Source organism: Sphingobacterium multivorum, assembly GCF_039511225.1.
Taxonomy (GTDB): domain Bacteria; phylum Bacteroidota; class Bacteroidia; order Sphingobacteriales; family Sphingobacteriaceae; genus Sphingobacterium.
Window position 1 is genome coordinate 2,455,256 of sequence record NZ_CP154261.1, and the last position, 22,790, is coordinate 2,478,045.

Below are 22,790 nucleotides of genomic sequence, written 5' to 3' on the forward strand. Positions count from 1 at the left end.
GGTCGTGATAAGATAGTTATTGGTCAAATTTGATGTTCGATGTTGCGATGTAGTTGAATAGCTACAGAAAAAACAAGTCTAGGATATTTGATAAGTTTAACTGACTGATTTTTCTATTTTAGCCATCAATTCTAATTCCAGCCTGATCGCCATGAAAGGGAGGGAATTCAGAAGATCGCTAAAAGATATGTTTGTTACGACCCTAACCATAATAACGCTATTTTGCGCAGGCTATCTCCTCTTTTTGAATTGTTCGAAAAGACAGATGTTATGCAACAAATTCCTGATGATTTTCTTGCTAATTACCGCATGTCATCAAATTTTAATTTGTGGTTTAAAGATTTGGTCAGCGGACGAGGTCTATTTGGTCCTTTGCTTACCCTTTGGGCTACTGTTTGGGCCCGCTATTTTATTGTTGGTAAGTAGCTTAAAGTCCAAAAATATAGGTTGGCAGTTTATTTTCCACTTTATACCATTTGTCGGTAGCTTATTGTTGTTTGGTATTGTAAAATTGAAATGGTGGATCTTAGATGGATTTGATGTTGACGACATCTTGTTGGTTCACTTAATGTCATTCGTGCATTTTTCCAGTTATCTGACGTATGTGGGGTTAAAAAATCAGCAGGAAACGGGTGTAGATCTATTTAGGCTGATGAAAAGATATGGGATTAAAGTTTATTTTCCTATCGTATTTATATTTCTACTCATTGTAGAAATTCTGATTATGATCGGTCACTATAGAAATGTCATTATCCATGAGATATTTGTGCTTTCATTTTTTTTAACGTTCCTTTCGTCTTTGTTTATATTTTATTTCACTTATCTGCGACAATATGAGGGAACAAATTCAGAAGAACTCACATTAACCATCGCAGTAAGCGATGCATTATTGTGTAAAATAGAAAATATTGACTCGAATGTAACATCGTTGGATAAACGGGAACAGCTTTATCGTCGACAGCTCGAACAGTTTATCCATACCAAAGCTTATTTGGATACCGAACTTAATAAGGAGAAGTTCAGTCATCAGCTTGGAATACCGCTGAACAATATATCTCCGTTCCTTAAAAAGGAGTTCGGCAGAGGATTTAATGCCTTTATTAACCACCTTCGCGTGAATTATGCAGCAAAACAGTTGAAAAATACTGAACTTCAAACGACAGTTGATCATTTGAGTTTTGTCTGCGGATTCAATTCACGAGCTTCATTCTACAGAAGTTTTCAGGCCGAATTTGGCTGTACACCCCTACAGTTCTGCAAAACTGCTTCCTAGCCATCTATTTTCTTTTTACTTTGAGTTGCATCTAGCCGCTAGGATTATGCTTTTTCGGTATAACTGCTGTCCCCATGAGCACCCGGTAAAGCGGTCCCATTTTACCCCCTTATAATATTCTTAAAATTTATCGGATTTCATGTCGTCGTTATTTGTTCGACCGCTTTGAAGATGACGGCTTTGTCATTTCGGTTGTAGGCAATTTCAAGTATCAGACTTTATATTACCCTTATCCTTTAACCATATGTATTCAGGGAAAATTGTGCTGTATTTGAAAGGATCGCGAAGTGAACCGTTTTCAATGCTGTCCCTTACCGTTTGGATTGAAACGAAAGCTACAAAAGCCTAACGACGATCCGTCTCATCCGATGTGAATGGGAAATATGCTGGCTATCAGTCGAGATTCTTCTCATGGATCAAATTTTGTCTTTTTCAGATTGTCTCTTTTTCAACCAATCTGAAATCTTCTACCATTTAAGATTTTAGTTTCACTGAAAATCTGCTTATTTTTTGTAAGCTGATTTTGGTAGTTAATGTATTGATATTGTGGTTTTTGTGTTTTGTTTTTTTGTTTAATGCTTTGTCTTTGTTTTTATGGAAAATCGACCTATTTGAAAGTGAGACATTTTTTGTTTTGTGGATAATCAATTTTGTATCAGCGTTCCAATCACGATGTTTTTGTGCTGTAGGACAAGCAATAATTATCTATTAAAAATTTAAATAACACAAAAAATGTATTATGATTACTACCTCTATTATTTAAGCTACATAGGAGCTTTGTACAATGGTTACCCATTGGTCGTAAGGATTACCGCAGCCATGGTATTGGGGCTATTGGGCCTTGTCTTGTTCGGTATTGTCCGATTACTCTATATCGGCTATCGCATTAACAGGACGGAAAAACAGCGGAGGAAAATTCGTGAGCATTTCGATGAAAAGTTGGCTTTTGTTATGACAGCAAAGAATAACTATGATGTGGATGAAATCCGAGAACTGTTACACTACGATGTTTCGAGATCAAAAAAATGGAGAACGGATGCATTGACCGATATCGTTCTCCACGTAAAAAATGAGTCATTCAAAAGCGGTCGGCTAAATGAGCTTAATTACAAAAATTGTTTAGAAGCACTCAGACTCATGGGTTTTTGGGAAAAGCGTATGCGTACACCTGGATTGTCCAAACGTAGGGAGGCTTTACAGGTTGTGGGTGAGTTCAACATTGGTGTGAACAGCGGCATTCTTTCCAAATCCATGTTTCATAAAGACAAAGATCTACGAAAGACCGCACGAGATTTATATGCAAGTCAGGAAAATTATAATCCCTTTCGTTTTATGGAGGAGAATTTCGATGAAGCATTTACACAATTGGATAAATTGCGCCTTCATGCTACATTGTTGAAACGTTCGCGGGAAATTAAGCTTCCAAATCTTCTCCGTTGGATTAATAATTCCAGAAATGTTAACTATATCCAGTTCATTATACAGGAAATAGAGTTTTTTGAGCAAAAAGAAGCTTGTCCTGCTCTTCTTGAAATGTTGGAAACGCAGGAAAATAGAGATATCCGCGCACAAATTGTTTTGACCTTGGGGAAGCTTGAATACAATGATGGTATTTCAGAGCTTATCAACCGATTTTCCCTTGAATCGTCTATTGTACGTGAGGCAATTGTGAAAGCAATGGGCAAATTGAAATCCAAGAAAGTCATCCCGTTTTTAACCGATACCTATTGCTTTTCTGACGATGATCATTTAAAAATGTTAATCGCCCGTTCCATCAAGGCACAGGGAAAAGAAGGGGAAATTTTACTTCTCCATCTTCAGGAGGAGGCGATTTTGCAGTCGCGTGAAAAGGAGAAATTACTGTTAAATCAAGTGTTTGCAGAAAGATTAGTTATATCAGTTTAAAATTTATTTAAGATGGTCTATTTTTTTACCTATCTCATTTATTTCTATGCCACGACATTGGGTATTTCCTATGTTGTACTTATGGTAATGAGCTATTATAATACCCTCCGTTATCGCTATCGATACACGAAGCGGGAAGAGAACTATTTGCTGGAGTTTCCCGATAAGGCGCCAGGAGTCTCTATTGTCGCACCTGCGTTTAATGAAGAGGTCATCATCTTGGATAGTGTCAATTCGCTGTTGAATCTCGATTACCCCAACTTTGAAGTTGTCGTCGTGAATGACGGTAGCAGAGACAAAACCTTGGATATCCTTTTAACGGAATTTGAGCTGGAAGAAGTTCCGTATTATCTGGTTTATAAAGTGAATTGTAAACCTATTAAACGCGTGTTTCGGTCAAAAAATCCAGCATATAGCCGGCTGATCGTGTTGGATAAAGAAAATGGCGGAACAAAAGCGGATGCTATCAATGCCGGGATCAATGTGGTTCAGAACGATTACTTTATCAATACCGATGTTGATTGTATTCTTGCTAAAGACAGCCTCAGTAAAATCGTCCTCCCTATTTTGGATTCAGAAAAACAGGTCATAGCCGTGGGGGCCACCATGCGTATGGCAAATGGCTGCCGGATCGAAAATGGCGAGATCACACGGGTAAGACCTCCGAAAAGTTTGATTCCTTTATTTCAGGAAACAGAATATTTAAGATCTTATCTGGTAGGAAAAATGGGATGGGATATGATCAATGCTGTTCCAAATGTTTCTGGAGGATTTGGCCTATTTGATTCTAAAGTGATTATTGCAGTAGGTGGTTTTGACTCTTCTTCGCATGCCGAAGACATGGATATCACTACGCGGATTTCTGCCTATATGCTTGAAAATAATCGTGAATATAGGATCGCTCAATGTCCTTACAGTTTGTGTTGGACTGAGGGACCGCCAAATTTAAGCATATTGAACCGTCAAAGAAGCCGTTGGGGAAGAGGCCTGTTTCAGTTTCTTGTCGATCACCGGAAAATGATTTTCAATAAGGATTATGGACGCTTAGGCTTTGTTGTATTACCCTATATGATCATGTTCGAATTCCTAGCTCCTATTATCGAATTTACAGGTCTTCTATTCATGATTTTTCTGCTGATTACCCACCAGATCAACTTCGATACATTCTGGATGATGCTGCTGTATGCCTACCTTATTGGATTTTCAGTATCTGTTATCACAGTTTCCTACGATCTGGTTTTGGGAAAACTTTACCGGAACTTTTGGGAATATCTCAAGCTGGTATTATTCTCAGCATTTGAACCGATATTATATCACCCGTTTGTCATCATTTTCACCTTGCGGGGCTATATACAATATTTAACACGGAAAGATATCAAATGGGGAAATATGACTCGTAAGGGGTTTTCTCAGACAAAAAATGCTTAAATGAATTAATAATGTTTAAAAATATCCATAAAACGAAGTTACTTTTAGCTCTTTCAGCATCAATTTATTTCACTCCGGTTGCTTACGGGCAGCGGGCATCGACCACAATTGATAGAAATGAAAAGGCCTACGAAATAAACGAATTATATAAACAGGGGAAATGGGATACGGGAAAGAAGATCGCAGATGCTATTCTCGAAAAAAATCCGGAGGATTCAGATATGCGTATGCTTGTGGGGAAATATTATATTCACCGCAAGGACTATAGCCGAGCAAGATATGAGCTTGTCAAATCCCTCAAATCGGCGCCCGCAAATGTCGAGTCTAAGCATATGTTGGTAGCTGTTGAAACAGAGACCGGTCGATATTCAAGTGCAATTTGCTACGTCAATGAATTGTTGGAGGTTAATCCCTATTGGAAAGGGCTTTGGCGTAAGAAAATTGAGCTCTACCGTCACCTGGGTAATCATGTGGAGGCAGACCGCTTGCTCAAGCGGATTTCCCAAATCTATCCGGAGGATAGCCAGCTAAAAAAAGATCAGGCTTATCTGGTCGAACAGCGGCTTCTGCAGGTAAAAAAGGAAGGGAAGATGGATCAATCTATTGAAGCGACTAAGAAAATGATTGATGAGCGTCCACTTCAATACTGGAACTATATGCCTTTAATCGACAGCTACATTAAGGTTGGAGATTATGCCAATGCCCTGGTTTATACTGAACGAGCGTTACATCAATTTCCTGCAAGTGATGCGCTGTTTCAGAAGAAAATCGCTATCCTTGAGCACGATCAACGTTATCCTGAGATTCTATCGCTCCTCAATGCCCGCATCAAAGGTGGAGCCGGAAATATCCCTATGCTGCAGAAACAATATCGCTATTTCCTAAAGGAAACGGCACGGAGTGCTAAAAATAATGAACCAGCAACACTTTACGGAAAAATTTTTGAGGAAGCACCAAAAAACAAGGAAGCTTTTAATTATGTGTTCAACGACCTTCTAGCGAAATCACAATACGACGAAGCACTTGCAGTGCTGAAGAAGCACAAGGTGCATGTGGGCGGTAGCAAACGAATCGATATGCTAGAACTTATGGTTCACAAAAGAATGGGAAATCAGTCCAGGGTAACCGCGTTGACCAAATATCTCTTTACTAAATATCCCGGAGATACGGAACTCAGAGAGTCAGTTGTTGGAATCAGCCTTCAGGAGGCCAAGAACAATGTGTTGGAGAGTAATGTGGCAGAGGCAATCCTGGACTGGCAGGAAGCAATACGCTATGGCGACCCAGAATCTATACGTATTGCAAAACGTGGGCTTTACGGCGCTTACATGACATCGGGACGCTACGGCGAAGCACTTTTGAGCTTGAATGATTTGCTATCTGCTGAGCCGGATAACCTAGATCTACTGTTAAAGAAATCTGAGATTTACATGAAACAGGGCGCATATAAGCTTGCGCTGGAGACCTATGAGCAGGTGCTAACAAAGTCATTGCCCGAAGATCGCCAACGTTATATCGGTGGTTACAGCGAAATGATTTCACCAATAGTCAGAAGTATGCGTGAGGATTATAAGCTTCCTGAAGCGCAGCGACTGGTCAAAGGATGGCTTATTATTGACCCCACCAATCAAGAAGCACTGCTCAATATGATCAATATCAGCTTTATGTTAAAGGATCAGGAAGCGATGCTTCTGTATGCACAACGTGCCGAAAAACAATACGATGATCCTAAGTTCAAAATTAAATTGGCGGAGGCACTAAACCAACAGCCCGAACAAATTCCTCATTCTTGGAAGATGCTTCATGAACAGGTGGAAAAACGCCCTTACCATGAACCATTGGTTAATACGTTTGTTAGCACAACGCAGGTGTATGCTAAGCAGCTGCTCAATGAAAAGAATCACCAGGCCGCGCTATCCGTTATTGACAAAGGATTACTGTGTAAAGACAACAAAGATCTTAAGCATTTAAAAGGTCTCGCTTTCGAAGGTCTTCGAAACTTTGATTCCGCGTATTACTATCAGAAGTTCTACGAACCGTCGCTCCTTGAATTGGATGATTTCAAAGCACATCTCAATTATTTAGCGCAGAAAACTTTTGAAAATTATATTGCCATTTCGCATTTACGTGCAAGATTTGGTGATGATAATAGAATATCCTCAATTTCCTCTTTCGAATATGGACGCTTGCTAGCGGATGGTTCTTCCTATGTGGGACGTTTACACTATACAGGCAGGGAGGAAGGTAAAGGGGTACAAGCGCAGGTGGAGTGGAGCAGACCCTGGACTACTAAATTCTCAACACGAATTGACGCTGCCCTTGCCAACAAATATTTTGCAAAGATCGCTGTTGATGCAGCAGGGCTTTACGAGTGGAAACCTACTTGGGAAGCAGAGGTTGGTCTTGGTTATAGAAGATTTTTTACTGGACAGCACCTTTTCAACCTTAATGTGGGCTTGACGAAAGAAATTGCTGATTTTCGTCTGGGAGCTAAATGGAACAACTACTTGCTGGACAGCGAAGGGGAGCGTATTTACCTATATAGTGTGCTTGCAAAGGCGCAGTATTTTATGAACAACCGAAAAAACTATCTTATAGCGACTGGAAGTATAGGTAGCGCGCCGGATGCCGACCTATTGAACAATCAGCTATATAATAGTTTCAATGTTTTTAATGCGATGGTCGGTGCGGGTGTGGGCAGGTCGTTTTCGAAAAATGTAAGTGCAAGCATGATGGGTACTTGGTATAATTTCCAAGCTGCAGGCACTGTCAATGGAAGCAATTACAAAAACTTGTATAACCTTTATGTTCAGCTTCATGTCTCATTTTAAACTCTTTTTATCCGTTTTGCTATTATGTCCGCTTTACCTATCTTGTAAGGATAAAGGTGTAGACTTTTCGCGTGATGAGTTTTTGATAACATCCAACGGAGACGAAGAGAGCACTGTGGCGGCAGATTACCTTTACCAACATATGAGCGGTCGTGCAGGTGCAGCCAAAAGCTTGAATTTAATACGTTCAGATGAAAATTTGTCCAATTATCATGGCGAAAGGATCTATCTGGAAGTAGTGCCTGAAATGGATCATGATTTTGAAATAAAAAACGGAGTCCATAGCCTTGCTATTTTCGGAAAAGATAGGTCTGTATTAAGATGGCTAAGTTATATGCTAATCGATCATATCAGCAAATTTCAGCCACTGGAGGTTGCCGACTTACCGCCAGCATATATAGATTTTGAGGATAGGACCGGTTCCTTTGCTTTTCGTTACCGAGAGCCACATTTTTTGCCGAACCTAGATGAAAATAATCTTGGCATATTGAATACGCATAGTATTGAGCGCGAGTGGGGAATCTGGGGACATAATTTATATAAGGTGCTTCCGCAGGATTTGCCTTCCGATGCCTATGCACTTGTCGATGGGAAACGGAACAGACAGCAATATTGTTTTTCTTCAAACACCATGTTTCAAGCCCTGGAGCGCTTTATTAGCGATCATTATGGCGTGAGCGAATCCAAATGGTTTATGATCGCTCCCAATGACAATGATCTGGTATGTAGCTGTTCAAAATGTCGTAAGCTGGGCAATAAACCTGGCGAGGCAACTGCTGGAGTTGTTGCTCTTTTAAACAGGTTGGCAACACGCTATCCGTCGCATCATTTTTTTACGATGGCTTATCGGACTACAAAAAATGCCCCTTCGACACAAACAAATAAGAACGTCGGCGTTTTTATCAGTACGATTGACCTGCCCACGCAGGGGGACCTTGACCTCAATGACGCACATGTGCAGGCATTTTCAAGTCTGGTAAATGATTGGCGGAAACAATCACACCAACTATTTCTTTGGGACTACGTAAGTAATTTTGATGACTACCTTACCCCATATCCCGTCTTATCCAGAACGAAATCGCACCTCCGATTTTTTCAATCATTGGGTTGTCAAGGAATTTTCATGAATGGGAGTGGTTATGACTACTCGAGTTTCGACGATGTAAAAACCTATGTGTTAAGTGCATTGATGATTGATATGCAGCTATCGGTAGAGAAGCTGGTGACCAACTATTTCAAAAGATTTTATCCCGTCACTGCCAGCTTGCTAACATCTTATTATCTACAATTGGAAAGAAGAGCCGAAAAGGAAAACAGCGCTGCTGACATATACACAGGTTTTTATACGGCTAAGAGAAATTATTTTGATTCAGAAAAATTCCTGGAACTATTCAAGGATATAAAGCGTCTGGAGCCACAGACAAATGGAGTAGAAAAATTACGTCTAGCTAAGCTGATAACCGCGATGAATTATACTTCATTGCAGATTTGCTATCAGCAAGGGTTTAGGGCCGGTGGATTTATGAAAATAAAAGATGAAGAACTTGTCATCGCGAATACAATTAATGAAGCGTTATTAGGTCTGGAAAAAAATCAGGGAAAAGGAGGTGTGTCCATCTACAAGGAAGAAGAGGGGCAGCTGAGCATATACTGCCATGAATGGCGAGATCAGTTGGAGAGACCTCATAAAATAAATAAAATAGCCGGGTTAAGCGTTTTATCGGCTGACGGGGAACACGAAAACAGTCATTTCCTATTCGACAATGTACTTGGCTTCCGGTCGGATTTTAACCAGGGATGGTTTCAGTGCTCAGCTGACATTGTCATCGACAAGATTTTTTTTCGTCCTTTTAAACAGACGCAGCATTTGAGTATTCGCTTCCTTCTGAACGAGCGTCATCGAATGTTACCACCAGAGGCGATAGAAATATTTGTAAATGATCGTTTTGTTGATCGGATCAGCACAAGCGATCTTGACAAGGAAAATGGATTAATGATATTAAATAAGGATTTAAGGATCAATGAAAATGAAAAACTATATATTAAAATCTACAAAAATAGAACAATCAGAAATTCGGTTATTGCCTGCGATGAGATACAGTTATTTTAGTGTTTTGTTAAGTGTTTTAATGAGTCTCCTGTCATCGAGTTGTTTAGACGTCAAAAACAAGAAGACAACAATAGTGGTAGAAGACAGTCAGCGACATTATTACCCTTTACTGGCTGGCCAGCAAAAAGACCTGTCTTTTAATATTAAGAATACAGGGAAAAATCCATTGATAATCACAGATATTATTACTTCTTGTGGTTGCCTGAAAGTTAATGGTGAATCAGGTGCATTTTCTGTCCCTCCGGGCAAAGAGCGGTTGCTCTCGTTAAGTTATAATAGTGCAAAAAACATAGGCTATGTCAAACATTATGTCACCTTATACGGTAATTTTGAAAAATCACCTTTTCGGGAGATTATTTTTGATATCAATGTTGTTCCCAACGCCATGTATACAAAGGATTATGAGGAGCTGTATACAGAGGAAATGAATGCCGGTGGGGGGGTAAAGCGTATGGTGGACGGAGAAGAAAATAATAAAGGATATTACATGGATGAGGACTTTGAAAAAAGTATTCATGACAATAAGTAGCCTTAATTAAATCTTAGTAGTTTAAAAAATAATGATATTTAAATAATTGATTGTAAGTTTGTTCTTTTAATCCAGCGTGATATAATTTGTCATCTATAGGATATTTAGTAGATTGCCGGCTCTTTGTATATACATAATTTTCGATGCGTTCAACTGTCTACGATCCAAAGGCTTTGCTTTTAACTCTTATTGATACCGAGAAGCACCTAAATCTCGAAATCGAGAAGCATTTTTCAAATGAAGGATTTTCAATTGCTGACGATTTAGATCAAGCCTTTGCGGACTTTTTTGGGAGTCGTGATTTGAAGGGAAATGAAGTGGGGTATCTATCCTCACAGCTCACGCTGCTTCAATTGAAAAGAGAAGTAAGGAAGGCTATTGATGTTGTTGTAGATTCTAACCAGTTGCGAGCGTACTATGATTATGTGAACTTAAACGACGCCCATCTACAAATGAAAAGCTCCACTGGACAGCAGAAGTCTCCGAAGATCAGTTTTTGGTGGGCGGTTGTTGCCAGCGTTCTCATCCTACTTGCGATCCTGTTACTTACTATTTAACAAGCTCTTTTTGAGAAACAAAGCGTTGATCTATTTGAGCAAAGTTTTGAAACCTATGAAGAAAGTACTAATAATTTGTTTTTTTCTATTGTTTTGTCAGTACTATACTTTTGGTCAGGAGACCAAGGGAGATGAATTTGACAAGAGATATATTGAAGTGAATGTTTCGCTGGTTGCAACCAATGTTGTAGAAGCTGAGCGTGTTGCCGATTCCTTGTTAGCCGTGGCGTCAAGTGATGAGCAAAAGATTAAATCCTATATGCTTTTGGCCAAGATCTACGAAAATAAGGGTGATATGAGTAAGTCGATCAAGAGCGCCATTAATGCTAATTCGCTTGCAGAGATGACACTTAATTACTCTTGGCAGGCTGTAACTTCGGGACTTCTGTCAACAACTTTTCGAAGGTTAGGATTGATGAAGGTCTCTGAGCGTTACCTTGTGCAGGCCGAGAAAGCAAATGAGAAGCAAAGTGATAAGGAAAGACAAGTTTTAACAAGGATAAATATAGCACATGAATGGTATTTTCATGCTGTTGCCGAAAATGATTACCATAAGGCAAAAAAGTATGTTCTCCAAGCGGCTTCTAATATTAAGATGGAAGGGAATGAAGATAAGCGTGCCTTGTTAATAAAAGCAACAAACGATCAGCTCAATGCCATTTGCGAACTCCATATAGGAGATATCAAGAAGACTGATTCTCTTCTTGAAGCCTCGTTGAAAAAGCTGGGAGGTATGGAAACTAACTTAAAGCCCTATATCTATCGCATAATGGCTGAGTCAGCTCTCGCAAAAAAAGATTTAGAGAAGGCAAATCAGTGCCTGAATTTAATCGATCCTTATCTGAAAGAGAAGAATGTGGAAGAACTGGAAATGTTGACTTATGAGACAAAAGCCGTTTACTATAAAATGAGAGGCGATTTTTCTTTATCCAATGACTATACTGCTAAAGCGATACACATTAAGGATAATAGTACAAAAATAGCCCAGCAGATAAGCGATGGTCTAATCGACGAAATCGGCACAGATAAAGAGATTTATGAAAATAGATATATGATGGCTATCGTCGGTCTTGTTCTGGTCGTGTTATGTTTTATTATTTTTAGTGGTTACTTGATCTTGCTAAAGCGCCATTATAAGAAGCGTTATCATCAATTAAGGGAGCGCGATGTTAAGGATCAGGCCCTTGATGCAGGGTCTTCCTCTGTCAGTCATCCAATAGCCCTTTCCAAGCGGGAAATTGAATTAAAGAAAGAGGCCAAGGAAATTAATATTTCGAAAGAAACTGAGGATCGGCTGTATCAAGGTTTTCTGTTTGAGGAGCGCGATCTGTTTTTTATTGATAAAACGACTTCTTTGGCAAAACTCGCTAGCAGTATTGGGACCAATCAACGCTATGCCAGTTATATCGTTCAGAAATATCGAAGTATGGACTTTTACACTTATCTGCAGACAAATCGGATAAACTATATTATCGGCAGAATCAAAAGCGATCCGACCCTTCTTGATTTCAAGTTGGCGCATCTTGCAGAGATGTGTGGATTTTCCTCATTAAGCACATTTTCGACAGCGTTTAAAAATCAAACTGGACTTCCGCCTTCGGCCTTCGTTCACTTTACTAAAAAGGAACTTGAAGAAAGCGGGGGACAGTAGGGTTAACCAAATAGAAAAAGAAATCAATAATTTATTTCCGGAAAGTGTTTTTGGAACCATTTGAGATAAATGGTTTATTGGACGCTATTGCTCCAAGTTTGTTGGAAATGTTGATCTGCTATTTGGCAGAAAGTTTTCTGAGTAAACGAAAATGTGCTCAGTTGAGGTTGTGCAGGAGATTTTCTAACCTTAGTTTTGCCAACATGCGCCAATGAGAAGTCGGAAAAATCTAACTGCTCGCAAGAGACCATCATATCATTTAGCTCATGGGGATGAGCTCTTTGATGGCTTGGAGCATTCCTAACAATTATTAAAATGAAGAGCAAGAGAGTGAATAGGGAAACCAAAATTGATGTCGTATTTGCTATAGTCTATGGTAATATGACGATGAAGGAAGCGACAGAAAAATATGATGTCGCAAAGAAAAGCACAATAATTTCGTGGATTAGAACCCTTTTGCCAGAAGCAAAATTAATGCTGGAAGCAACTGAAAGCAAGGTGACAGGAGGAGCAGATTTTGAGAATATCGGCGTGAAGATGTATGAACGGATTGCGCGTCTTGAACAAGAAAAAAATATATTGGAGCGTGAAAGAGCTGCATTACGTGCAAAGTTGCTACACCTTGAGGCAAAATCGATAGAATAAAGCAGCAAGATCTGCATAGTAAAAACAAATGTATAACGTAAAAAAATGATGTTATGAAAATGAAACATAGAATAAAGTTAGGAATCTACGGGATTATGCTAGGTACAATCATAATTACAAGCTGCACCAAAAAGCCTGCTGACATAACGGGGGAAAAAGAAGTTGAAGAATTGCCAATCTTGGATAAAAGTATTGAAGCAAGTGTGCCACATATCTATATTAATATCGAAGGCAGTGCCGAAGTGGTTGATAAAGATACTTATCTCAATGCGGAGGTTCATATTGTTGGTAATGGCAGATTCGCCAATATGGATAAAGTAAAGACAAAGATTAAAGGAAGAGGAAACTCTACCTGGAGCAAACCTAAAAAACCGTATCGGTTAAAATTGGATAAAAAGGCGATTGTACTTGGCCTCCCTGCAGCTAAAGATTGGGTTTTATTGGCAAATTATAATGATTATACCTTAATGTGCAACGCTGTAGCAATGAAAATGGGCAAACAATTAGGCATGCCTTATACAAACGATATTATCGCTGTTGATTTAACGGTCAATGGCGAGTATCGAGGAAACTATAATTTGACACAACAGGTGGAAGTGAAAGAAAACAGGGTAGATTTAGGAGATGGGGGCGTTTTGTGGGAAATAGACAATTACTTTGATGAAGCTTATAAATTTAGGAGTGCAAAAGCCAACCTTCCTGTAATGTTGAAAGACCCGGACCCAGAATCTCCGGAGCAATTTAGTACTTGGAAAGCTGAATTTCAGTCATTTGAAGATAAGCTGTATGAAAAGAGTTTTCCAAATAATAATTATGGAGAGATTTTTGATAAACAGCAATTTGTTAATTTTTTAATTGTTAATATGCTTGCCTGGAATAATGAGGTCAATCAGCCTAAAAGCGTTTACATGCATAAAAAGGTTAATGGGAAATATACGATGGGACCAATTTGGGACTTCGACTTCGGTTTTGGTTTCAGCGAAGACCATGGAAGGACCTATTTCAATTATCTAGAAATGAACTTGATCAGGGACGATGACGAACGTATAGGATCCAAATTCTATCAGCATCTTCTCCAAGATCCGGACCTAAGAAGATTACTAACGCAGACCTGGAAGGATTATCGCAGTCAAAAGTTTGAAGAGTTAATGCAATTCATCGAGATTTATGCCGCTCAGATTAGGGATTCTCAAAAGAAAGATTTCAATATTTGGAAAACAGGTGATAACAATTTAGCGCTCAATAAGGCGAAGCTAAAAACATTTTTGCGTCAAAGAGTGAAAGTGATCGATAATTATGTAATGACCTTATAGGGGATCAGTTTAATACCCTAGTAAGATGTTTGAAATTTCAACAGTAATTTCAAGTATCTTACTTTTTATTTTCAATGAAACTTTGATGGGTATTAATTTGCAGATTAAAAGTCTTAGAAGTGGTGAATTTTTGCGTAGGACATCTGCAATAAAGTCGGTACGAAAGATAGCCTATGCATAAAAGAAATTATTTAATGATATCAGGTTCTGAACTTTTAGATGAACCAGAGAAATGCGATACATATTTTAAATGTTTTGAGATCATGACGATTTCGAGGTTTTTAAATGTTGGACCAGGTAAGTATAGGCAAATTGCCAAGGTCGTTCAATTGAAAAGTAATTCTGAAGTAGAGATTTTGAGGGATATGGAAATTCTTTTTCTTAATCGTGTACTGTTCGTGGATCCTACTGTACGTATCCTTTTTGATAATCGGAAAAGCAATGAATTTAGCTTTGAATTTGACCAAAGTGAAATGGAATACCTCAAGTATATGGGATATATGATCCGTTGCTATCAGAAAAATGAAGATAACGTATTGGGAGAAAAATTTATTTCGAGCATGTTGGGGCATGTTGTGCTACACTATAACCTTGTGTTTAATAAAAAAAGTAGAAAAGAGCAGATCGTCAAAAACTATAACCAGGAAAGGGCGAATAAGTTTTTCGAGGCTATTGTACGTTATCACCATAGCAACAAGAAGATGGCTTTCTATGCAAATGAGATTTTGGTAAGCAAGCGGACTTTGTCGAAAATGACAAAGGAAGTTTTCGGAAAAAGTCCCAAGCAGATATTGGATAGTTACATTATTGAAAGAGCAAAAGAATATCTTACAAGACCGGAATTAACTTTAAAAGAAATTAGCGCTAATTTGGGCTTTTCGGAAACCAATAATTTCTTGACCTTTTTCAAAAAGGTCACAAAACAGACGCCAACAGAATTCAGGGAAGTATACTTAGGATCTTATCTCTATTGATCGGTTTTTCGATAAAATTGATTACGTTAGGATAGGTGAACGCTCTTTCCTGTGTCTGTGGGGAAGATTCCGATGTTAAGATAATAATACTAATATTGGTCTTAAGATGAAATTGGTCGATAAAATCCAATACTTGCCAGCCATTCATAGTAGGCATGTTGATATCTAAGAAAATAAGAATTTTCCCATCAATCGGGCACAATTCCTCTAGTTTTTCAATCAGTTCTGATCCGCTATACAATGATATGAGGCTGGAAAATAATCCAATTTCCCGCAGATGGAATTCCAATATAAAGTGATTTAATTTGTTGTCATCGACGATCAGCATTTTTAACATCATAGGTAGGACATTATTTTTATAATAGCTAAGATACCGACTGTCTATATTTTTGTTACATTTAATTTGGGTATTATTGCTATCAATTTGAGCAGTTTTTATCCGCTTTCCACGAGCAGGTGTCCTCTTTTAGACAAGTAGCCCGTTAGATGATCGAAGAAAAGGATGACCGATTTGGAAAATAACAAATGTGGTCGAAGTTAGCTGCTGTAAGCGCGAGTGAAGTGGGACGAATTTATCGTCCCAACAACAAATTAATCATTTTGCGCCTACCACAAGCGCTTATCAAAACTAACAGAAAATCTTTCCTCTGATACTATCAAAATGAGAAATTTGTGTATGATATTGGGATTATTTATCTCCGTTGACTCTCATAGGATGTACTGTAGGCTATCTTTAGGATGGATGACCGAGTTTCGGAACTTTATCGAAAAATTATAAGTAGCAGAAGAATGACAATGTAAACATGTAAGTTTGTAGATCACCAATATTAAATTTAAGGTTATGCTATATTTAGGAATTTTGGTCTTTTTTGGACTTATTACATTATTTGCTTCATTTTATACGGTAAAGCAAGAGTCTGCGGCCGTGATAGAAAGGCTGGGAAAATTTTTAAAAGTAAGTCATGCCGGTTTGCATTTAAAAATTCCATTTTTGGATCAGATCGCTAAGCGGCTGAATCTTCGGATAAAGCAATTGGATGTCATAATTGATACCAAAACACTGGATAATGTTTTCATTAAGATGAAAGTTTCTGTTCAGTATCAGGTAATCAGAGATAATGTAAAAGACGCGTATTATCGTCTGGAGAATCCCGAAAATCAGATTACATCGTATGTTTTTGATGTTGTACGTGCTGAAGTTCCAAAAACAAAATTAGATGATGTTTTCGTAAGAAAAGACGATATCGCCATTGCTGTAAAAAGTGAATTGCAGGATGCGATGCAAAGCTACGGTTACGATATTATCAAAGCATTGGTGACAGATATTGATCCTGATGAACAGGTGAAACATGCTATGAACAGAATCAACGCTGCTGAACGCGAAAAAACTGCCGCAGAATATGAGTCTGAGGCACAAAGAATACGAATTGTTGCGGTTGCAAAAGCTGAAGCAGAATCTAAAAAATTACAGGGGCAGGGGATTGCAGACCAGCGAAGAGAGATTGCAAAGGGATTGGAAGAATCGGTGAAAATGCTGAATGCGGCCAATATCAATGCACAGGAAGCTTCTGCGTTAATCGTGGTGACGCAACATTATGATACGCTGAATGCCATTGGAGCCAATAGCAGAAGCAATTTGGTCTTGCTTCCAAATTCGCCAACAGCAGCAAGCACTATGCTGAATGATTTGGTAGTTTCAATGGCTGCAGCACAAAAAATTGATGGGCATAGTGCGCAATTGCCTGAAATTCCTAAAGATGGCGGTCGGCAGGAATAGAAATCCGAAGAGGCTCTTCCAACTATGTATTATCTAAATGTTGATGTAACTGAATTCCTCAACAGTATGATATGGGATAAGATTACCAAGGGTACTACCAAATTGGGCAGTAAAGCATATGGAAATTGTAGCATAGCAATATTTGGCTGATCATAGGCGATCAATTGTATGGGAATTGGGGATGATAGTATTCCCAGAATAACAACGATTAGAACTGAGCAAATACCGAATATGTTCCATAATCTGAAAATCTGGAAATAGAAAATTTTACGAAAGAAAATGCCAATTATCAAAAATACTAAGGCTGTAACTCCGAAAATTATATCATAATTGTAGCCAATAAAGGTCATTTCTCGCGCCAGCATTTTTTCTTTGAATAAAGAATAGAGAATAAATTCTATGGGAATACGCAAGATATGGATCGCCAAAAGCAAATGCATATTTATTTTTATGTTAGTCAATAACTCCGTACACCAGGCTATTATTATAACTGTACCGAATAGCAATAAGGCAAAAGAAGGGGGGAATTGTATAAAGAGACCTGCAAGTGCAGCGAATGATATGAAGAGCGACCAAAAAATATAAACTCGTGTCGAAGGTTTGTGCCTTACAGCGAACCAAAATAGGACAAGAGAACTTATTGTAATAGCTAGAAAAAGATTTTGCATGATTAAAGAAACATTAATCTTGTAAAACTAAAGCATAAAATACCTCAAACACTTATCTTAAGGCAAGTATTTAAGTGACAGGAATTCTGCGCTATATTCTTTTGACCAAAATGAAAATTTCATAAAAACAGATCATCCAAGGCCATTGGATCCTATTTAAGCACTTCAGATTTTCGGTCTGCACGTTGTCGAATCTGATTGATATAGCTTTTCGCTAATTCATCTACGGTATTCAAAAAAAGCAGAAGCGGGAAGTTGACGTCCAGTTTATACTGCACCCCTAATCGGTATCCAGTAGGGCTTTGAACGTTTTTATCTCATAACGATTTGCTCCATAATTTTAGTTATTCAGTGAACAAGCCCATTGCGAATAGTAACGGATCAGCTACGAATTCTAAGTGACCATTTACAGATATTTAATCATCATTTTAATAATTCAATGTGTCTTTATTTTTACCGTCATATACAAGGGTATGCCATCAAATCATACCATGGTTTAACAAGTAAATTTAAAAACAATGAAAAGATTAATGATGAGTTTGGTAGCAGTAGTCATGCTATCATCTGTTGCTTCGGCCAAGACCGCGATAACAATGGTCAACGGAAATAAATCTGTGAAAACAACTTCCCAGCGCCTTGCGAACAATACCGTTCGGGTAACCGAGGAAACTACGGAAACGAATGCCGTATTCGTACGGTGTAATTTTAAAGTAAGTATATACAGCTTTGATGGCGTTTTGTTAGGTAGCGCAGTCTTCACGGATTATGCATCGTCGGCTAGTGGTTGTGCTGGTTTCTTTGCTGCAATGCATGACTGGGTTGCAAACAACTAACTTTTATTCATTATCACAAAAAACAAAAGCGGGGCTTGCACCTCGTCTTTCTAAACTAAATTATCATGCGTAAATATTATATATTCTTTTTATTTCTGTTCCTTTCCAGATTATCTTCTGCACAGCGGCTTCATGCCGTATATGAATACATTCCATCGGCAATGGCTACTTTTAAAGAAGCTGTCTATTATGATGGAACAGTGAAGATTGCTGTTCGAGATTCCATGCCAATTCGTAAGCAAGAGCTCAATAAAGATGCCGATGCCGACGATGAAGTAGCATCTTCATTTTCGATAACAATCGGTTCTGGCAAGAGGTATAACAGGGTCGTGATCCATCAAAATAAGGCTGACCAACAGTTAGAAACCCGCTCCATTCAAGGTGTTAACTATTTGGTGACGGACAAATTCCCGGCACTGGTCTGGAATACGGATTACACCGATGTGGATACATTGGGCAAACATGTATGCCATAAGGCAACGGCCTCTTATCGAGGGACTACGTTGGTAGCTTATTATACGAATGATATTCCCGTACCTGTGGGACCATCAAAATTTGGCGGCTTGCCAGGCCTTATCGTGATGCTCTATAACGAAAGTGCTAATCCGAACTATTGGTACTTGAAGGAGGTAAATTATCCCTATACTGGCGATATTCCCGTAAATGATAAATATATTCAGTCTTTGCCCAAATTGAGCCTGGAAGAGTTTATTAAAAAAGACGACCAATTCAATGAAGAGCAAATGCGCATTATGTACAGCAAAATGCCAATGATGGAAGGCGTAAGCGTTGAGAAACAAAAAGTTAGGGGTAGTGTAGAGCAAGTATATGAATGGGAACATCAATAAGCGGATAGCGGTCTTACTCAGCTTTTGTTTGTTGTGTATGGCCGTATATGGACAGGTTGCTATCCATGGAAGCGTCAGTACTGAAGGAAAACCTTTAGGAGGGGTACGTATTGATTTACGGCGTGATTGCGATAATAAAATGCTGGCTTATACGTTTAGTGACGGCCAGGGGAAATATCATGTGCAAACAGCCCAAAGTGGATCATTTACGTTGCTATTCAAGGCGCTGAGCTTTAAGCCTGTTCCCCTTTCCATCACAGCAACGCAGGCCGATACGCTAATTGATGTGCAGTTATCAGCGGGGGGAATGGAACAATTGCAGGAAGTGATTGTCCACTCCAAAGGGCCTTATCGTCGGGGCAGAGATACCATTGAGCTTGCTGTGAAATCCTTTTTACAGGGCGACGAGCGTACGGTAGAAGATCTACTTCGAAAGATCCCAGGTATTCAGGTGGGTACCGACGGCAGTATCAAAATAGGTAATAAAGAAGTGGAAAAAGTGATGGTGGAAGGGGATGATTTTTTCGAAAAGGGTTACCGCTTGCTGACGCAAAGCATGTCTGTTCGTCCCTTGGAAAAAATTCAGATATTGCAGCGGTATTCCAATAATAAGCAGCTGAAAGGTATTGAAAATTCGGACAAGATTGCACTAAATCTGCAACTTAAGGAGGAAAGCAGGGCACAGTGGCTTGGCTCTGTTGATGCACAGGTCGTTCCCATAGGCCCAAAATATTATCAGGCGAGTGCTAACCTGATGAATTTTGGGAAGAAAAACAAATATTATCTATTGGGTGCTGCTAACAATAACGGAGTGGATGCCGTAAGCAGCATCAACCACCTCATTCAATCTGGTTCTCCAGATGAACCAGGTCAGATTGGTGTGGGGGTAACAACACCCACTTTAATAGATAATACGCCAAATCTGCCTGGTTTTGATTATAAAAGAACCAATTTCAATAACGACAAGTTGTTGTCATTGAATACCATTTTAAATCCGACCCCACAGTTAAAAATCAAATGGCTGGGTTTTGCAAATCCTACTAAAAAATCATTTTACCGAAATACCGTGCAGAACTATCATTTGGAGGATATCCAATTTACCAACATCGAAGATTATCAGTTTACCAGAAACATCGATAACTACTTCACGAAACTGGAGCTGCAGTTGGAGCCCAATAAGCGTACATTGTTGAGCTATTCAGGTACACTAGGTTCTTTGAGGAAAAATGATTTGGGCGCATTATTGTTCAATGGTGTACAAAGTGAGGAACTGACCAAAAGCAAGGGGTATTTGACCAACCACAATCTGAGTTATAGCTACAAATTTTCGGAGCGGGATGTACTGGTCAGTTCTCTACGTTGGATAAACCAGCAATCGCCAGTAGATTACAGTATCGATCAATATTATTATAAAGACTTGTTTGGGGGGGAAGATATCCGTGCGGTAAAACAACATATTGAAAATAATCTACAGTATTTGGGTGCCACTACGCATTATGTAAGCCGGAAAAAAAATGGTGACTTCTTTGAGTTGGCATTCAATATGGCCTACCAGCAGCAACAGCTTAATACAGAATTAGATTTGCTGTCAAATCCAGATGAGTTAGGGGGGAAAGCAGTCTCTCCCTCGGGATTTTCTAATGTGATGGACTTAAATGTGTTCCAGACAAACTTTATTTCCAAGTACACTTTTAAACGAGATAAATTGGAATTAACACCTCGCTTGCATGTAGGTCTCGTACAGAACAGGTTGACAGATTTTGGGGAAGCCAAACCTAAAAATAACCTCTTGCTTTCGCCTGGATTATCGGGGAAATGGGCTATCCACCCAAAAGGGCGCCTGGAAACCGACCTCTATTTTCAGCAACAGAATACCTCACTTACCGAGCTCGTTCCCCATTATTACACGACAGGGGTTCGAAACTTTATTCGAGGAATGGATAAGCTAGCGACGCTAAGCAGTTCTGGTGGTACGCTGATGTATACCTATGGCAGTATGACAGATCGTTTTTTTGCGAACCTCTCGGTCGGACATCAGATTTTGTTTGATTATGTGGGTACGGAAAGCAGTTTAGACCCCAATTTTAGCCTTGTGCAACAGGTATTGCTCAAAAACAAAAAGAGCAGCAATTATAAGGCAGATCTTAATTACTACCTGAAGGCTGTAGGAGGAAATTTTCGTTTGGACTTAGGCGCAAATACAGCAGATTACGAAACATTGGTGGTGGGGGTGGGCAATCGTCGCATCCATACAGAGACATACGATTATGGACTATCGTTTAGAAGTGCATGGAAATCCAGGTTGAATATTTACACAGGTTACGCCCTGCAGTCGATTACTTATCGCTCAGATAGCAAAACTACACTACATAATAGCCGCGGGTTTCTGAATGTATTTTTGAATATGGGAAAAAACATACAGTGTAATCTAAAGAATGAATCCTATCGCTTTGGCAGTTTCCTTGGTCAGGATTCCAAGACCTATTATTTCTCGGATTTCTCCTTAGCTTATGAATTGCGGCAGCATAGGACAAGATTTACCATGACAGCAAAAAATATTTTCAATACTCGCTTTTTCAGAAATGCTGAATTGACAGACCTTTATAATACCAGCACCGAATATAAGCTTTTGCCTGGTTATATCAGTTTTGGGGTAGATTATAGCTTTTAAGTTTTTATTTTGAAACTAGGACGGTACTATCCCCAAAGCTGAAAGATCCCATCAGGATAGCCCAGGCAAGTGGTACGTTCGAGGGGCGTATGCCAATCGCGGATATAAAAACAACGCAACGATTTATAAATTGTCCCTATCTATCGAAAAAAGCGGTCGTATATTTATTATTATTATCTGGCAATACAGAAACTTTAAAACTGAGGTTTCCGGCTTTGCCGACTCATAGTTCATGAAAAGAAAAAGATGAAAAAATACAGCATTGCTATTGGATTGTCAACCGTATTGTGTCTCATTGCTTTCTTTGTTAGAGATCAATTTTTGACGTTTTTTACTACGGAAATTATAGGTGAAAGCCCTTTGTTTAAGGACAGTTGGCGTTTACCTGGCCAGGTTTTGCCAACACTGATTTTTATTTTCTCTCTTGGGATTCTCCCTTTTTTGTATCTGTCAGTCAAAAATTATTGTAAATTATCTTCAGTAAGAAATCAACTGTTAGCTATATTATTGATCTGTACGTCGGGATCTATATTTTGTGGTATGCGCGTGATTTATTTAAAATTTAAAGTTGCTCAGATACATGACCTGTTAAGAAGAGCCGAGTTCGCTTCGGATAGTGATATACCCAGCATTCGTTTTCAGGATATGCATCTGGAGTCTTATCTCTTGGTAGGTTTAATTGCTGGCTGGTTATTGTGTATGATTATTTTTAGAAAATCTACAAATCCTAAACTTTAGCTTTTAAACCCGCCCTGAATGTTTAACGAACGGGGCATC

At 38.9% G+C, this 22,790-nt stretch carries 17 protein-coding genes; 16 read left to right on the forward strand and 1 reads right to left on the reverse strand.

Annotated elements, in window-relative coordinates:
- The first annotated feature begins 286 nt into the window (after positions 1-286).
- From AAH582_RS09970 to AAH582_RS10020, 11 genes are all read left to right on the forward strand, one after another.
- Positions 287-1,273: a helix-turn-helix domain-containing protein gene (locus tag AAH582_RS09970; RefSeq protein ID WP_343322006.1), complete on the forward strand. Its 987-nt coding sequence runs from the start codon at positions 287-289 to the stop codon at positions 1,271-1,273.
- Between the two features lie 732 nt (positions 1,274-2,005).
- On the forward strand, positions 2,006-3,178 hold the full coding sequence (locus tag AAH582_RS09975; protein ID WP_046675949.1) for a HEAT repeat domain-containing protein: 1,173 nt from the start codon (positions 2,006-2,008) through the stop codon (positions 3,176-3,178).
- Positions 3,179-3,190: 12 nt separating this feature from the next.
- Entirely contained in the window at positions 3,191-4,606 is a 1,416-nt protein-coding gene (locus AAH582_RS09980; RefSeq protein WP_046675950.1) for a glycosyltransferase family 2 protein, read from the forward strand.
- Positions 4,607-4,617: 11 nt separating this feature from the next.
- On the forward strand, positions 4,618-7,437 hold the full coding sequence (locus AAH582_RS09985) for a tetratricopeptide repeat protein (protein WP_343322007.1): 2,820 nt from the start codon (positions 4,618-4,620) through the stop codon (positions 7,435-7,437).
- Positions 7,424-9,547, forward strand: coding sequence for a DUF4838 domain-containing protein (locus AAH582_RS09990; RefSeq protein WP_343322008.1), 2,124 nt, complete (start codon positions 7,424-7,426; stop codon positions 9,545-9,547). Before AAH582_RS09985 ends, AAH582_RS09990 begins: the two co-directional genes overlap by 14 nt.
- A 19-nt stretch (positions 9,548-9,566) precedes the next feature.
- Positions 9,567-10,076 carry a DUF1573 domain-containing protein gene (locus tag AAH582_RS09995; RefSeq protein ID WP_343322009.1) on the forward strand — a complete coding sequence of 170 codons (510 nt, stop codon included), beginning with the start codon at positions 9,567-9,569 and terminating at the stop codon, positions 10,074-10,076.
- 143 nt (positions 10,077-10,219) lie between these two features.
- Complete coding sequence (locus AAH582_RS10000; RefSeq protein WP_046675954.1) at positions 10,220-10,633, forward strand: hypothetical protein; 414 nt, start codon at positions 10,220-10,222, stop codon at positions 10,631-10,633.
- Between the two features lie 55 nt (positions 10,634-10,688).
- A complete protein-coding gene (locus AAH582_RS10005; protein WP_343322010.1) occupies positions 10,689-12,284 on the forward strand; it encodes a helix-turn-helix domain-containing protein in 1,596 nt (531 codons plus the stop codon).
- A 315-nt stretch (positions 12,285-12,599) separates the two neighbouring features.
- A complete protein-coding gene (locus AAH582_RS10010) occupies positions 12,600-12,929 on the forward strand; it encodes a hypothetical protein (RefSeq protein ID WP_046675956.1) in 330 nt (109 codons plus the stop codon).
- 59 nt (positions 12,930-12,988) lie between these two features.
- Complete coding sequence (locus AAH582_RS10015) at positions 12,989-14,242, forward strand: CotH kinase family protein (RefSeq protein WP_343322011.1); 1,254 nt, start codon at positions 12,989-12,991, stop codon at positions 14,240-14,242.
- A 263-nt stretch (positions 14,243-14,505) separates the two neighbouring features.
- Positions 14,506-15,216, forward strand: coding sequence for a helix-turn-helix domain-containing protein (locus AAH582_RS10020; protein ID WP_197084146.1), 711 nt, complete (start codon positions 14,506-14,508; stop codon positions 15,214-15,216).
- Here the strand turns inward: AAH582_RS10020 and AAH582_RS10025 are convergent.
- The gene (locus AAH582_RS10025) at positions 15,182-15,556 is read right to left on the reverse strand and encodes a response regulator (protein WP_084823296.1); all 375 of its coding nucleotides are present in this window, start codon (positions 15,554-15,556) and stop codon (positions 15,182-15,184) included. The two genes, AAH582_RS10020 and AAH582_RS10025, sit on opposite strands and share 35 nt — an antisense overlap.
- 501 nt (positions 15,557-16,057) lie before the next feature.
- Here AAH582_RS10025 and AAH582_RS10030 point away from each other — a divergent pair.
- The 5 genes from AAH582_RS10030 (at position 16,058) to AAH582_RS10050 (ending at position 22,751) form a co-directional block, all read left to right on the forward strand.
- Entirely contained in the window at positions 16,058-16,993 is a 936-nt protein-coding gene (locus AAH582_RS10030; protein WP_343322012.1) for an SPFH domain-containing protein, read from the forward strand.
- Between the two features lie 1,186 nt (positions 16,994-18,179).
- On the forward strand, positions 18,180-18,494 hold the full coding sequence (locus AAH582_RS10035) for a hypothetical protein (RefSeq protein ID WP_343322013.1): 315 nt from the start codon (positions 18,180-18,182) through the stop codon (positions 18,492-18,494).
- A gap of 65 nt (positions 18,495-18,559) precedes the next feature.
- A complete protein-coding gene (locus tag AAH582_RS10040; RefSeq protein WP_053003943.1) occupies positions 18,560-19,342 on the forward strand; it encodes a GLPGLI family protein in 783 nt (260 codons plus the stop codon).
- Entirely contained in the window at positions 19,323-22,013 is a 2,691-nt protein-coding gene (locus AAH582_RS10045) for a hypothetical protein (protein ID WP_343322014.1), read from the forward strand. The genes AAH582_RS10040 and AAH582_RS10045 overlap by 20 nt, the downstream gene beginning before the upstream one ends.
- Positions 22,014-22,259: 246 nt before the next feature.
- Entirely contained in the window at positions 22,260-22,751 is a 492-nt protein-coding gene (locus tag AAH582_RS10050; RefSeq protein ID WP_343322015.1) for a hypothetical protein, read from the forward strand.
- Positions 22,752-22,790: the final 39 nt, after the last annotated feature.

Excerpts from the sequence above, each read along its gene's own strand:
- AAH582_RS10020 (WP_197084146.1), top strand. The coding sequence starts at position 14,506 with ATGACGATTTCGAGGTTTTTAAATGTTGGACCAGGTAAGTATAGGCAA.
- AAH582_RS10045 (WP_343322014.1), top strand. The coding sequence starts at position 19,323 with ATGAATGGGAACATCAATAAGCGGATAGCGGTCTTACTCAGCTTTTGT.
- AAH582_RS09985 (WP_343322007.1), top strand. The coding sequence starts at position 4,618 with ATGTTTAAAAATATCCATAAAACGAAGTTACTTTTAGCTCTTTCAGCA.
- AAH582_RS10030 (WP_343322012.1), top strand. The coding sequence starts at position 16,058 with ATGCTATATTTAGGAATTTTGGTCTTTTTTGGACTTATTACATTATTT.
- AAH582_RS10000 (WP_046675954.1), top strand. The coding sequence starts at position 10,220 with ATGCGTTCAACTGTCTACGATCCAAAGGCTTTGCTTTTAACTCTTATT.
- AAH582_RS10040 (WP_053003943.1), top strand. The coding sequence starts at position 18,560 with ATGCGTAAATATTATATATTCTTTTTATTTCTGTTCCTTTCCAGATTA.
- AAH582_RS10050 (WP_343322015.1), top strand. The coding sequence starts at position 22,260 with ATGAAAAAATACAGCATTGCTATTGGATTGTCAACCGTATTGTGTCTC.
- AAH582_RS10010 (WP_046675956.1), top strand. The coding sequence starts at position 12,600 with ATGAAGAGCAAGAGAGTGAATAGGGAAACCAAAATTGATGTCGTATTT.
- AAH582_RS10015 (WP_343322011.1), top strand. The coding sequence starts at position 12,989 with ATGAAACATAGAATAAAGTTAGGAATCTACGGGATTATGCTAGGTACA.
- AAH582_RS09980 (WP_046675950.1), top strand. The coding sequence starts at position 3,191 with ATGGTCTATTTTTTTACCTATCTCATTTATTTCTATGCCACGACATTG.
- AAH582_RS09990 (WP_343322008.1), top strand. The coding sequence starts at position 7,424 with ATGTCTCATTTTAAACTCTTTTTATCCGTTTTGCTATTATGTCCGCTT.
- AAH582_RS09970 (WP_343322006.1), top strand. The coding sequence starts at position 287 with ATGATTTTCTTGCTAATTACCGCATGTCATCAAATTTTAATTTGTGGT.
- AAH582_RS10005 (WP_343322010.1), top strand. The coding sequence starts at position 10,689 with ATGAAGAAAGTACTAATAATTTGTTTTTTTCTATTGTTTTGTCAGTAC.
- AAH582_RS10025 (WP_084823296.1), bottom strand. The coding sequence starts at position 15,556 with ATGATGTTAAAAATGCTGATCGTCGATGACAACAAATTAAATCACTTT.
- AAH582_RS10035 (WP_343322013.1), top strand. The coding sequence starts at position 18,180 with ATGAAAAGATTAATGATGAGTTTGGTAGCAGTAGTCATGCTATCATCT.
- AAH582_RS09975 (WP_046675949.1), top strand. The coding sequence starts at position 2,006 with ATGTATTATGATTACTACCTCTATTATTTAAGCTACATAGGAGCTTTG.
- AAH582_RS09995 (WP_343322009.1), top strand. The coding sequence starts at position 9,567 with ATGAGTCTCCTGTCATCGAGTTGTTTAGACGTCAAAAACAAGAAGACA.